Annotated in this window: 6 protein-coding genes and 1 pseudogene; all 7 read left to right on the top strand. The window is 40.4% G+C overall.

Features of this window, described 5'->3' with window-relative positions:
- Positions 1-152: 152 nt before the first annotated feature.
- The 7 genes and pseudogenes from ACM26V_RS15135 to ACM26V_RS15105 all read left to right on the top strand — a co-directional run bounded on the left by ACM26V_RS15135 (position 153) and on the right by ACM26V_RS15105 (position 14,748).
- Positions 153-6,686, top strand: a complete 6,534-nt coding sequence (locus ACM26V_RS15135) for a Cna B-type domain-containing protein (protein ID WP_416147559.1) — start codon at positions 153-155, stop codon at positions 6,684-6,686.
- A gap of 225 nt (positions 6,687-6,911) precedes the next feature.
- Positions 6,912-7,028: pseudogene (locus tag ACM26V_RS15130) on the top strand (hypothetical protein); the annotation flags it as partial.
- A gap of 589 nt (positions 7,029-7,617) precedes the next feature.
- Complete coding sequence (locus ACM26V_RS15125) at positions 7,618-8,946, top strand: ABC transporter substrate-binding protein (protein ID WP_416147558.1); 1,329 nt, start codon at positions 7,618-7,620, stop codon at positions 8,944-8,946.
- 111 nt (positions 8,947-9,057) lie between these two features.
- The gene (locus ACM26V_RS15120; protein WP_416147557.1) at positions 9,058-9,912 is read left to right on the top strand and encodes a carbohydrate ABC transporter permease; all 855 of its coding nucleotides are present in this window, start codon (positions 9,058-9,060) and stop codon (positions 9,910-9,912) included.
- Positions 9,909-10,742, top strand: a complete 834-nt coding sequence (locus ACM26V_RS15115) for a carbohydrate ABC transporter permease (RefSeq protein ID WP_416147556.1) — start codon at positions 9,909-9,911, stop codon at positions 10,740-10,742. The genes ACM26V_RS15120 and ACM26V_RS15115 overlap by 4 nt, the downstream gene beginning before the upstream one ends.
- 15 nt (positions 10,743-10,757) lie before the next feature.
- Positions 10,758-12,485 carry a beta-galactosidase gene (locus ACM26V_RS15110; protein ID WP_416147555.1) on the top strand — a complete coding sequence of 576 codons (1,728 nt, stop codon included), beginning with the start codon at positions 10,758-10,760 and terminating at the stop codon, positions 12,483-12,485.
- A gap of 13 nt (positions 12,486-12,498) precedes the next feature.
- Positions 12,499-14,748, top strand: coding sequence for an alpha-galactosidase (locus ACM26V_RS15105; protein ID WP_416147554.1), 2,250 nt, complete (start codon positions 12,499-12,501; stop codon positions 14,746-14,748).
- Positions 14,749-14,750 lie beyond the last annotated feature (2 nt).

Raw genomic sequence — 14,750 nt, 5'->3', positions numbered from 1 at the left:
TTAGTAAACATTTTTCTTTAAGGGGCGAACTAGAAATTGGAAGATTCAACTGATTTACGTGTGAGTGAATCAGTTGTTTTAAGTGTGCCAATGAATCAAGTTCTTAAATGATTTACCTATTCACAATGATGGAATAGAAAGAGGGAATTAACATGGCTAAAAAGACGTTGAATATGTTGTTAATCATGACATTGGTTTTTCAGACAATCTCAAGCAGTCTATTTATTCCGCTCGGAGCTGCAGCAAGTAATATTGATCCGAGTGTGTTTAAAGATGTGACATTCGCTGATGAGGAAGGTCAGAAAGTTGATTTGGACAAGTTGGAAGAATCAACAAAAATAGAAGTAGAAGTCTTATGGTCTAGTTCAGAGGTAGAGATAAAAGAAGGTTATTCTGAAGTACTTGCTTTACCTGATGAACTACATCTAGAACAGGAAATGTCAGGTGCTGTGAATGTTGATCAGGATGTAGAGGAAGACCTTGTGGAAGTGGGAAAGTATGACATAACACTTGATGGAACATTAACTGTGACGTTCAACGAGATTATTGAAAAATATGAAAACGCTGAAGGAACGATCCACTTCGAGGCTGTAGTTGAGATTGAAGAAGAGGAGGAAGGAAATAATCTCGATGAATCAGCTGATACGAATGCAGAAGAAGTGTTAGAAGAAGAATCTAGTTCATCCGATGAGCAATTTAATGAAGAATCTGGTGAAGAGACTGAAAATGAAACAGAGCAAGTGACGGAAGAGAACGACGGAAATGAAAATGAAGATGACATAAAGGATAAGGTCGAGGAAAGTGGTGAGCCTCAGTCTGAAGAAGAGTCATTAGTACCAACAGAAGATTTTTCTGTTATGAGTACTGAAATTACGGAAAATATCATCACTGGAGTGACGTTGACAAAAGATGGGGTTGAGCTCCAAAATGGTGAAGAAATAATTATCGAGAGTCCTTATAATCAATCAGAGCTCGTGCTGAAATATGAATTTGCTTTACCTAATAATCATATTTATGGTGATGGGTCAACCTTCACAATCCAAGTGCCTGACATTTTCAAGATTCCTCATGTTCCAGAAACAGAACAACAGGATCTGGCGCGTGGAGATGGTACTATTTTTGGTTCTTTCTACACAGAAGGTAATGACATTATTATTACCTTCAATGAAAATATTCAGATGGAATCAAATATTACAGGGAATATTAAGCTTGAATCTAATTTCGATGAAAACTATGACGGACCAGCCATTGGTGACACGATTATAATTCCTATTTCAGGGGAAGATAATTTGGAGTTCCCTATTATATTTATTCCCGATGCGGCTGCCATTGAAAAGCGTGGGATTGGGAATCGTGGCTACAATACAGAAACGATTGAATGGACGGTTGATTTAAATAAAAACCTGCAAACGATCGAAAATGCTGTATTAGAAGATGTCCTTACAGAGGGTGATCATTCATTTATAGATGGCTCTTTAAGAGTTTATCAGCTGAATATGAATGCCAACGGTGAAGTTGATGGCGCTACAGAGTTAATGGATCATGAGTTTGGCTCTGTGTTCCCGCTTGAACTGGGTACGATTGATTCAGCTTATCGAGTGGTTTATAAAACAGAAGTCAACGATATGATCGGTCAAACATATAAAAACAATGTAACATTATCTGGAGATGAGTATGATCCAGTCAGTACACAAGCGAGTGTTTCTGTAAATCGTGGCCAACCACTTGAGAAGGAGGCTACACATTACGATGACGTTTCCCAAACAATTAGTTGGGAAGTAAGATATAACTATGATGAAAAAGTCATCTCACAGGATGATGCGAAGCTGGCTGATATTTTTGGCGATAATCAAAAATTAGTCGACAGTAGCTTTGTTGTGATGGCTGTGGAGATTGATCAGGATACGGGAGAAGAAGTGGGGACAACATCTGTTAGCCCTGATGATTATACGCTAACAGTGACAGACGAGGGTTTTAATTTTAATTTTAAAGAACAGATTCATGGAGCTTATAAGATTATTTATGAGACAACAGCAATCGATCGTGTGGATGCCGATATCACGATAGATAATACGATATCAGATGAATTTGATAACACGTCAGAAGGCAGTCGGCCGATTAGGCAAGGGATCTTCATTAAATCTCACGGTTCAACTGACTACGAAACAAAAGAAACGAACTGGTCGGTGTTAATAAACCGTGATGAACGAGTGATGAAAGATGTTATTTTCACGGATACTTTACCAGAAGGGTTTACACCGGAGAACTTACAAGTGACGCATGATGGCGATACTTGGGGAGACGGTGACCAGTATGATTATAGCTATGATGAATCAACTGGAGTAATAGAGATTCAATTCAATCAAGATTTAGAAAAACGTGTTTATATTACGTATACAACTTCATTTAACATAGATGAAGCGGGCAGAGGAAGTGATGGTTACACAAACAGTGTTTCGCTTGAATGGGTGCCTGAAAGTGAAACTGAGCCGGTAACGCGTGAGGATGACGCTACGTTTGACCCAGATGATTATACGAAAAATAACGGTTTTAAACACGGCAGCTATGACCTTGAGAATAAAGAAATCACGTGGACCATCGGGGTTAACTATAATAAGGAAACACTCGATAATGTCGTCGTGGAGGACTTTATTTTAGGGAATCAGAACTTTGAGATTGATAGTGTTAAAGTTTATCAAATGAATTTAACTGGAAGTGCAAATGGTTACGAAAAGGGAGAAGAGGTTACGGGGTTTGTGATCGAAGAAGCAACAGGTCCTGAAGGTGAACCCGGATTTACCGTAACTTTAGGTGATATTACAACTCCTTTCATTGTTGAGTATACAACAGACCTTAACGATCGGGTCGTTAAAGGTAAATACTTTAATGAAGCGACTATAATAAGTAGTAACAAGGATGATATTGATCTGTCTGCGACGGTAAATCCTCGTTATGGTGGGGAGTTTTTGAATAAGCGCGGACAGCAAAATCAAGCAAATGGTCGGATCGTAAATTGGAGTATTAATATTAACTTTAGCCAATCTACAGTATCAGACCTAGTAATAACAGATATTCCAAGTATCAATCAGACGATTCTAAGAGATACGTTAGTTATCTATGAAACGACGATCAATGGGAACAATATTAATAAGAACTCGAACGTGACTTTAGAAGAGGGGGAAGATTATACACTAGAATTTAGCGAAGACGAAAGTGGCCAAGAGTCGTTTACGGTTGCATTTGAAAACGAAGTCGACAGTGCTTACGTTCTAGAATATGATTCGTATATTCTTTACGAGGGCGATGGGACAATTTCTAATAAAGTAACGTTTGAAGCGAAAGGCGAAGAAGAAATCGTTGATAGCAACGAAACATCAAATAGGATTAGTTTTAATAATATCAGTGGTTCAATTACTGGTGAAGTCGGTTCACTACAAGTGACAAAAGTTGACTTTGATGACACCGATGAAGTATTGGAAGGGGCAACTTTCGAACTTTACGATGAAACCGGAGTTGTGCTACTCAGAACTGCGACAACAGATGCCAATGGAATTGCTGCGTTTAATAACCTGTTGTACAGTAATTATCTATTAAAAGAATCAGAAGCTCCTGAGGGTTATGTAGCGGGAATTGAAGATACCGTAACTGTTACGGTTAATCAGGTCAATTCAGAAATAACTGTAAAAAATAAATTGATTCATGGAAGTGCTGAAATGAAAAAAGTGGACGCCGAGGATGGATCAGGACTCGAAGGTGCACTATTTGAAGTTCAGACAGTATCAGGTTATTTTGTACGAACTGTAACATCTGATGAAAATGGCTTCGTTAGTACGGGAGATTTGCGCCCAGGGAATTATCAATTAGTGGAAACCCAGGCCCCATTTGGATTTACGATTTTAGATGATGAGCCAATTCCATTTGAAATTGAGTTAGGTCAACAAGATCCGATTGAAATTGGTACGGGTACAATTGAAAATGAAGTGAGAGCAACATCTATCAAACTAACGAAAAAAGATGACATTAATGGTAAAACGCTTGAAGATGCTGCATTCACTTTGATTTATGTAAGTGGGAAATATACAGTTGATGAACAGATAGCAACAACAAATGAAGATGGAATCGTTATTTTTGACGATTTAAAACCAGGAACCTATCAAATAGAAGAAAGTGCATCACCAGAAGGTTATATCATAAGTGATGAGCCGATTGAAGTAGAGGTTACACTTAATCATGTTCACCATACTCAGACGATAATCGTAGAAGTTGAAAACAGCCCATATGCAGATATTCAGCTGCAGAAAGTAGATGCAGACAGTGAGTATATTCTAGCAGGTGCAGTTTTTGATGTGGTGAATGCCAATAATACGGATGAAACAATCGATGGTTTTACTGGCTTAGTGACAGATACGAACGGTGAACTACGTATTACAGGATTACCAGAAGGCGAGTATCGATTACAAGAAACAGAAGCACCAACTGGTTATACCATTCAAGGTGACGGGGTAACTGAACCGTTTGAAGTAAAAGCTGGAACAAACACGGAAACGATTTATATAGGAAAGGTCGAAAACGAAATTATTACAGGAACAGTCGAACTGATTAAAGTTGATGGTAATTCTGAAGATACGTTAGAAGGTGTAGCGTTCACATTAAATGCCGTTTCATTAGTCAATGATGGCACGTATGATGAAACTATTCACTCAACTGATGAAAATGGTCAAATCATAGTAGAAAATTTACGGCCAGGTCAGTATGTATTTGAAGAAGTAGAGCCGCTTGAAGGTTATCAAGGGCTTAGGGGAGACATTCCATTCGAGATTGAATTTGGTTCTGATGCTAGAGTTGAAGTACAAGTTCCAAACTATCAATTAGTCGATATCAATATTGTGAAGATATGGAAAGACGATAATAATCAATCTGGTTTGCGCCCAGACTCGATTACCGTTAACCTTTTGCAAAACGGGGAGAGGATTAATGAGGCAGAGCTGACAAGTGATGATAATTGGACCTACTCATTTGAAGGTCTTGATGCAATTGATGCAAATGGAAATGAATATGACTATACGATCGAAGAAGAGCGAGTCAGTGGTTATGAAACGTCGATCGATGGTTATGAGATTACAAATTTGCGTGTTGGATCTACTGAGGTAGAAGGGACAAAGACGTGGTTAGATAACGAGTCAGAAGATCGACCAGATTTGATTGAAGTTCAGCTTCTTCAAAATGGTGAGGTCTTAGAGGTACAGGAAATTACGAATGATACAAACTGGCGTTACAGTTTCGATGAGCTGGATGCATTCGATGAAAACGGTGTTGTGTACGATTATACGATCGAAGAAGTACCGGTTGATGGTTATGATTCGATCATCGATCACTACGACATCACGAACGTCCGGTCGGGTGAAACATCTGTAGAAGTGACGAAAGAATGGTTAGATGCCGAGTCAGAAGATCGTCCGGACATGATCGAGGTGAACCTTCTGCAAAACGGTGAGATTGTTGGAACAGAAGAAGTCACCGCGGAGAATGGCTGGGTCTATACCTTCGAAGATTTGCCAAAATATGATGAGCAGGGTGTGGAGTATAGCTACACGATCGTCGAAAAACCAGTGAGTGGATATGAAACATCGATTGATGGTTATAATATCACGAATTTACGCGTCGGAACGATTGATGTAGATGTGAGCAAAACATGGAGAGACGATGATCCAGAAGATCGACCGGAAACGATTGTCGTAAACTTACTAAAAGACGGCGCGGTTATTGAGACACAAGAAATAGATGCAGAGATGGACTGGGCATATAGCTTTACCAATCTTGCTGAATTTAATGAGCAAGGGAAAGCTTATGCATACACAGTGACAGAGCACGGCGTACCTGGATACGATTCAAAAATTAACGGTTACGAGCTTATCAATACGCGAACGGGTGAAACATCTGTCGCGGTGACAAAAGCATGGTTGGATGACGAGTCAGAAGATAGACCAACCTCGATCACGGTCGATCTGCTCCAGAACGGAGCCGTGTACGAGACGGTAGATATGACGGCAGACAATGACTGGCAATATCAGTTTGACTATTTAGCTGCATACGATGAGAACGGTCAATCGATTACGTATACCGTGGAAGAACATGAGGTCGATGGATATACAACGTTAGTTAACGGCTACGACATCACGAACGTCCGATCAGGAGAAACATCGATAGAGGTAACGAAATCGTGGTTAGATGACGAGTCGGAAGACCGTCCAGACATGATAGTTGTCAACCTTCTTCAAAACGGTGAGAATGTCGGAACAGAAGAAGTCACCGCGGAGAATGGCTGGGTCTACACCTTCGATGAGTTGCCTAAATACGATGAGCAAGGTGTCGAGTATAGCTACACGATCGAAGAAGAGCCAGTCAGTGGTTATGAAACGTCGATCGATGGTTTTGATATTACGAATACACTAATATCAACTGTTGCCTATGAAAAGGAAAAAGAAAAGGAAACAGGAGAAATATCTGATGAAACTATTCAATCTGAAGATATGGAAAAAGAAGTAATTGATACAACCGAGGATGATGATGGAGGTTTATTACCTGATACAGCAACTACCACATATAATATGATTATATTCGGAATAGGTCTAGTAATTATTGGATTAGCTTTCTTGATTCTTACCAGAAGACAAAGAAAAGCTTAAGTGCTGCTACTGTTGACCGCGGGGACGGTTCTTGTGGTTGGTAATGGGGTGCGACTTCCCGATGTATATCGAATGATAGGTATTGATTTTGCAATGAGGTAGGATTAGAAAACAAGGGGACAGCGTGCGTTGTCCCCGAAAAATAATAGTTGAAAATTATCGCACTTACAAATAAATTTCCGGCCGAAACTTCACAAGGGCCAAGCGATTATTGTTCGTTGTACAGGCACCGAGCTAGGGGCACCGATGATCATTGTCATGGGATTGTATGCCACGCTGTACTCGATATTTTGCATCCTGTCTGTGCTTTATTATAAGAAAGTAATTAAGATGTCGCTGTAGGGTGGCGAGCAAAGCTCCAGGAGGTTGTCCTGGAGCTTTCTTTTTGCTGCATTGAGAGTTTATGCACAAAAATTTGAGGGTTATGCTGAAAAATCAAGACTTATGCTGAAAAATCGGTGGCAATGCACAAAAAAAGAGAGTCTATGCACAAATTTCTTCGTTCTATGCTGAAATCAGTACTATTCTTATGATTTATAACTGCATATCATGTTTTCTTTCCGCACAAAATAGTAGTGTGCTTTACTCAGGGTGGAAACGAATCGGGTGGGTGAATAGTGATAATTAGAAAACTGCCATGTGTGAGGGAAAGCACTTCACGCATGGCAGTTCATTTGTATTGCCGAAGCAGTGGGGAGGTTGGCTATATAAATTGGATATGCACAAAAACTCGTGTGCTATGCTGATAAATAGAGAGTCAATGCATAAATTTAAAGAGTCTATGCATATATTTCAGATTTTTATGCTGAAAATCAAATTAATAATATATTTACTAAATTATTTACTAAATAGTTGTTGACTTATTTACTTGTCCCATTTATGATATGAGAAAGGGCTTACATATAAGCTACTTCTAAGGAGGCGTCATCATATGAAAAGAATTAAAGTTGGAGCAGCGCTTAGTTTAACGGCTTTGTTGTTAATCGCTTGCGGAGACAATAACGGCGGGAACAATGATGAAAACGCGAATGAAAATGCAACTGAAAACGCAGGTGAGAACAGCGACAATGCATCTGAAGAAACGACTGTATTAACAGCGTGGGCATGGAATATTAATATTCCAGTGCTTGAAGAGGCTGCCGATTTATTCGCAGAGGAAAACCCAGGCTTTGAACTTGATATTAGGGAAACTGGAACGCCAGATGTGTATCAACAAATTACAACTGGTTTACAAGCAAATGGTGAAGGATTGCCAGATATTATGCTTGTCGAAGACGACAGACTGCAAGGGTACTTAAATTCATTTCCTGATGACTTTTTGAACCTTTCTGAATATGGTTTTCTTGAAGAGCATGGCGATAAATTTCCGGAATTTAAGACAGAATTACTATCCATTAATGATGAAATTCACGGTGTGCCATTTGATGCAGGCCCAACAGGCGTTTTTTACAGAACTGATCTTTTCGAAGAGGCAGGAATTGATGCCGAATCGATCGCGACATGGGACGACTTTGTTGATGCCGGTCACCAGCTAAGAGACGAACTCGACGTAGCGATTACTGGTGTAGATGTTAACAATGACGATGGTCTTTTTAGAATTATGCTTAATCAACAAGGGAAATTTTATTTTGATGATAACAATAATATCGATATAGATTCTCCAGAAGCTGTTCAAGCGATGGAAATTGTTCAACAACTTGATGCAGAAGGTTTAAATGAAAACCTAGTTGGCTGGGATGCGTGGCTAGGAGGATTAGCGAATGGTACGGTAGCAACTGCTCCAACTGGAGCATGGCTTACAGGTTCTTTAATGGCACAAGCTCCTGATCTAGAAGGACAATGGGGGGTAATGCCTCTTCCAGCCTTTGAAGAAGGTGGAAACCAATCAGCAAACTTAGGTGGAAGTAACTACGTAATTTCATCTCGCACAGAAAATCCAGACTTAGCGTATGAATTCATCGAGTTTTTCTCGACATCTGAAGAAGTTCAGTTGATGGCAATGGAAGGTGGGCTTTTCCCATCATTAAACACAATTTACGATGAAGATGTCTTCACAGCTCCAGATGCTTACTTTGGAGATCAAGCGATCTGGGAAATGTTTGCTGGAATGATGGAAGATATTCCTTACGCAAACTACACAGGTAACTACGCTGTAGCTCGTGATGAAGCAGAAACGGCGCAAGCAGAAGTTATTGGTGGAATGGACGTGCAGGAAGCTCTTGAAGCGGCAGCTGCACAGTTAGATAATCGCATTAATTAGTTTGGAGGCGCGAAAAGCCTTTTCTACATGGTTTTTCGCGTCTTTTTCTTATTAAAAGATAAATAACACTATTAAACATCGTGACTAAGATGTTAGAAAGCTGGGTTAGCTATGAACCATTCAAAAAGGACACCCTATATTTTTATTGCACCGGCAGTGATTTTGTTTGCGATTTTCACGGCCTATCCAATTTTAGCTTCTTTCTACTTAAGCTTTCAAAAGTATGAAGCAGGGGTTTATTCTTTTGCAGGATTGTCGAACTATATTCGGTTGGCAGGAGACTCTATTTTCCGAACCGCATTGACGAACACCTTTACGATTTTTATTTTTCAAGTGCCGATCATGATTGTATTGGCAATGGTGTTAGCCGCAGTACTTAATAGTCAGCTCTTAAAGCTTAAAGGTTTCTTCCGGGTTTCATTCTTTTTGCCAGCGGTTACTTCTTTAGTGGCATATTCACTACTCTTTTCCATTATGCTGCAAAATAATGGGCTATTTAATGAATTACTCGGCTACATCGGAATTGGTCCTATACCATGGCTTTCCGACTCGGCGTGGGCAAAGGTCTCGATTATTATGGCGATGACTTGGCGTTGGACTGGATACAATATGATTATTTTTCTTGCCGGGCTTCAAAATATCCCTGAACAGCTTTATGAAGCCGCATCGATTGATGGAGCAGGGAAGATTAGACAATTTTTCTCTATTACGGTTCCTTCCCTAAAACCAGTCATTTTGTTTGCGGGTATTCTTTCTACGATCGGTACATTGCAGCTTTTCGATGAGCCATTTAACTTAACAGGTGGCGGACCGGGGAATGCAACGATGACTTTGGGACTATATATTTATGAAAATGGATTTGAATATTTCGATTTCAGCTACGGAAGTGCAGTGGCTTATGTAGTCGTAGTACTTGTAGCGATATTATCGTACCTCCAATTCAGAATTACGGGTGATGAATCATGAATTCAACAAAGACGAATAAAACCACAGGAAAAATCGGTATGTACGTTCTTCTCACCATCTTTTTAATTATTTCTGTTTTTCCTTTTTACTGGATGGTTATTGGATCAACGAACAGCTCGGATAAAATGTTCACTAGTCCTCCAACCTTAATTCCAGGCGATCAATTTATGACGAATCTAACAAATCTAGATAATGCGGTAGGAATCTGGAGAGTTTTGTTTAATTCCCTTTTCGTATCAGGAACGTACGTTATTCTTGCGTTAATTGTCAGTACAACAGCGGCATATGCTTTTGCGAAATTTGATTTCAAAGGAAGAAAAACGATTTTTACAATCTTTATTCTATCGATGATGATCCCATATCAAGCGACGATCATTCCACTTTTTCAAATGATGGGAAGCTTTAATTTATTAAATACGTACTTTGCGCTTATTGCACCTCAGCTTTGCTATCCGTTTGCGATCTTTTTAATGCGGCAAAATTTCTTATCCTTTCCAACTGAACTGTTAGAATCGGGACGGTTAGATGGAGCAGGGGAATTTAGAATTTTTATGCAAATTGTCTTGCCATCGATGAAACCGGCACTTGCTGCGACAGCTATTTTCCTTTTCATGTTTCAATGGAATAATTTCATGTGGCCGCTCGTTGCAATACGTACGCAGGATATGTTTACTTTCCCAGTGGCATTGTCGACATTAAGCGGTGTATCGTTTACAGATTACGGACAAATGATGGTCGGGATTTCGATCGCTACTATCCCTATTATGATTTTTTTCTTAGTTTTGCAAAAGCATTTTATATCTGGAATGCTCGGCAGTGCTTTGAAATAGAAAGGAAGAATCGACATGCTAGAAACAAGAGGGAACGAATTTTATTTAGACGACAAGCCCTTCCGTATTTTGTCTGGGAGCATTCACTACTTTCGAGTCGTGCCAGAACTATGGGAGGACCGCCTGTTGAAACTGAAAGAATGCGGGTTCAATACAGTGGAGACTTATCTCCCGTGGAATGTGCATGAGCCAAAGAAGGGAATGTTTAACTTCACAGGCTTAGCAGACGTTGAAGCCTTCGTTAGACTCGCTGAAAAACTCGGACTGTATGTTATTTTACGGCCATCACCCTATATATGTGCAGAGTGGGAATTCGGCGGTCTTCCCGCATGGCTTCTTAAGGATAAAAATATGCGCCTGCGCTGCTCAGATCCGGCCTATTTAAAGCAAGTGGAAGAATACTTTGACGTTCTTCTCCCAAAGCTTGCTCCACTACAGCGAACACAGGGCGGACCAGTCATAGCGATGCAAATTGAAAATGAATACGGCGCGTATGGAGATGATAAAAGCTATCTGCGAGCGATAAAAGAGATGTACGAAAAACACAAACTCGACGTCCTTCTTTTCACCTCAGATGGCCCAGATATGATTGAAGCGGGATCCCTTCCGGATGTTCTAACAACCTTGAACTTCGGTTCGCGTGTCGATGAAGCAGAAGAGCACCTCGAGCGATTGAAACCCGGCAGTCCGAAATTCTGTGCAGAATTTTGGATTGGTTGGTTTGACAGTTGGGGAAATCCACACCATGTGCGAGGTGAAGATGACACAGGTGAAATTTTCGGAGAATTGCTTGATAAAGGCTGGTCTGTTAATTTCTATATGTTTCACGGCGGAACAAATTTTGGCTTCATGAATGGAGCTAATCACTACGAAACCTATGATCCAACCATTACAAGCTACGATTATGACGCCCTTTTAACGGAAGATGGTGAACGAACAGCCAAATTCTATGAAGTGCAGAAAATCCTATATGCTTTCCAGAAGCTTGATGTACCTGCTAAGCAGGAATCAAAGAGAGTACGGACAGAAGAAATGACCGTCAAGTTAACAGAAAAAGTCAGTTTATTCGCTGCGCTAGATACGGTTGCAACCTTAACAAAAGCACCTGCTCCACTAAGTTTTGAAGAACTAGATCAGAATTATGGCTACGTTCTTTACCGTACACAAATTAGCGGCAGTGGAGAAAAGATTATCGACCTCACACCCGTTCAAGATCGAGCGTTAATCTATATAAATGGAGAATTTCAAACGACATACGACCTTAATGAAGACAAAAAAGAGCGCACATTTTTCTTTCCAGACGAAGTAAACACATTGGAATTACTCGTTGAGAATATGGGGCGTGTCAATTACGGAAAGCATCTTCAAGATTCGAAAGGACTCGTAAAAAATCTGTGGATTAACAATCGATACCACTTCGACTGGGAAATGTACAGCGTGGCGTTTGAGGATGTTAGCATGACATTGCCTGAAGCTGGAGAATCGCGTTATCCATTTCTTCTAAAGGGTGAGGTAACGATCAGCGAGCCACAGGATAAGTTTGTTTCGCTAACAGGATTTACGAAGGGAAATGTTTGGATTAACGGCTTTCATCTTGGTCGTTACTGGAATATCGGTCCTCAACAAACCCTTTACTTACCAGCTCCGCTCTTAAAAAAAGGGGAAAATGCCGTGCTAGTACTCGAACTTGAGCACACCAATACAACCAACATTCAATTATTAAATAAAGCTGTTTTAGGATAGGAGCCAGTTCATTATGATTTACGTCAACGAGAGTAAGATGGAATTTCACCTGCAAAATGAGAGCATAAGCTATATTTTTCATGTGATGAAAAATGGCCAGCTTGGCCAGCTTTATTATGGGAAACGGATTTCTCAGAAAGATAGCTTTGCTTCGCTTATTCAGGTGAATTCCCCAACCCCGAACACTGCTCATCCTTACTTGGAGGATCCTGCCTTTAGCCTTGAAACACGGCTGCAGGAATTTCCTAGTTATGGAACAACAGATTTTCGCGATCCTGCACTTGAATTAGAAACCGAAAACGGAGCAACTATATCGAATTTTGTCTATTCTTCTTTCGAGATCCACAAAGGGAAAAAGAAAATAAATGGATTGCCAGCGACGTATGCCGCTGATCATGAAGCAGAAACCCTCGAAATTCGATTATGGGATCGTTTGTTAGAAGCGGAGCTGAAGCTTACGTATACGCTTTTTGCAGATCTTCCTGTTTTGACGCGATCGGCATCGATTACCAATCACCGATTAGAAGCATTAAAGCTTAATCGGCTCATGAGTCTAAGCTTCGATTTACCCACTAGTGACTATGAGTTCCTTCACCTCTCAGGAGCGTGGGCGAGAGAAAGGAATCTCAAAAAAAGGAAGTTAGAGCAGGGGATTCAGGCAATTTCAAGTGTGAGAGGATCGAGCTCGCACGCGCAAAATCCGTTTGCTGTATTAAAAAAGGAAGAAACGACTGAATTCAGCGGAGAAGTAATTGGGTTTTCACTCGTGTATAGCAGTAACTTCTTAGCACAGGTAGAGGTTGATCATTACGGTACGACACGTTTTCTTTTAGGGATTCATCCCTTTCAATTTTCATGGGAGCTTCAAAAAGGCGATACCTTTGATACACCAGAAGCGATTATTGTTTTTAGCGATCATGGCTTGAACGGAATGAGTCAGGTCTTTCACACTCTGTACCGTGAGCATTTAGTACGTAAGACGAATACGGCAAAACCGGTTATGATCAACAATTGGGAAGCAACATACTTTGACTTTGATGAAGAAAAATTATTTGAAATAGCTTCAGCATCACAGCAATTAGGTGTTGAACTATTCGTACTTGATGATGGCTGGTTCGGAAAAAGAAATAGCGATAAAACCTCTCTTGGAGATTGGTTCGTCAATCGAGACAAATTTCCGCAAGGGCTAGATACGTTAGCAGCAAAAATTCAAAAGCTAGGTATGCAGTTTGGATTGTGGTTTGAGCCTGAAATGATTAGCAAAAAGAGTGAATTAATGACGGAGCATCCCGACTGGGTTATTCAAACACCTGATCGTACGTCATCGTTTGGAAGAAATCAATTTGTGCTTGATTTTTCAAAGCAGGAAGTGGTTGATTATCTTTATCAAAAAATCGATACGATCATAAAAAGCACGAAGCTTAGCTATATAAAATGGGATATGAATCGAAATATTACCGAAGCTTATTCTAATAGCCTACCTGTGCATCGTCAAGGTGAATTTTTTCATCGCTACATTTTAGGTGTCTATCAATTACTAGAACGACTGACGAACGCTCATCCGACTATTCTTATTGAAACGTGTGCAGGAGGAGGCGGGCGCTTCGATTCGGGGATGCTGTATTACTCTCACCAAGCATGGACGAGCGACAATACGGATGCGATTGACCGCTTATCCATTCAATATGGAACATCTCTTTTATATCCGATTGAAACGATGGGATCTCACGTCTCTGCTGTGCCAAATCATCAAACCTATCGGACTGTTCCGCTCTCAACGCGAGCGAACACAGCCTTTTTTGGGACGTTCGGCTATGAGCTTGACCCTTTAAAGCTTAGTGAGGAAGACCGCGAAATCATAAAAAATCAAATTAAATTTTTCAAAAAACATCGTTCTCTCCTGCACGGTGGAACATTTATTCGTCTAATGAACCCGACCACCAACCAAGCAGCCTGGATGGTACGAAATGGGGACGGATCTGCGGCGATCGTAGGCTATTACAACATACTAGCTGGAGCAAATCCTGCTCAAGCTAAAAAACTGCGAATCCCATCCTTAAATCCTAATGAAGCATACAAAATTGTGTCCTTCGAGCCTGATGGAGAAGTAGACGAAAAACATGAACGGTTAATGGGTGATGAGCTGATGAATAGTGGCCTTGCTCTTAAGCTGCGATTTAATGGGGTCAATGCCGAGATGGCTGAAACTGCCGGTGATTTTCATTCTGAGGTTTATTATTTGACCTCACTTTTAGAGGAGTGAAC

It is taken from the genome of Salipaludibacillus sp. HK11, from assembly GCF_047795645.1.
Classification (GTDB): Bacteria; Bacillota; Bacilli; order Bacillales; family Salisediminibacteriaceae; genus Salipaludibacillus.
Note: the sequence above shows the minus strand (reverse complement) of the source record. Positions and strands in the feature narration are given on the sequence as shown.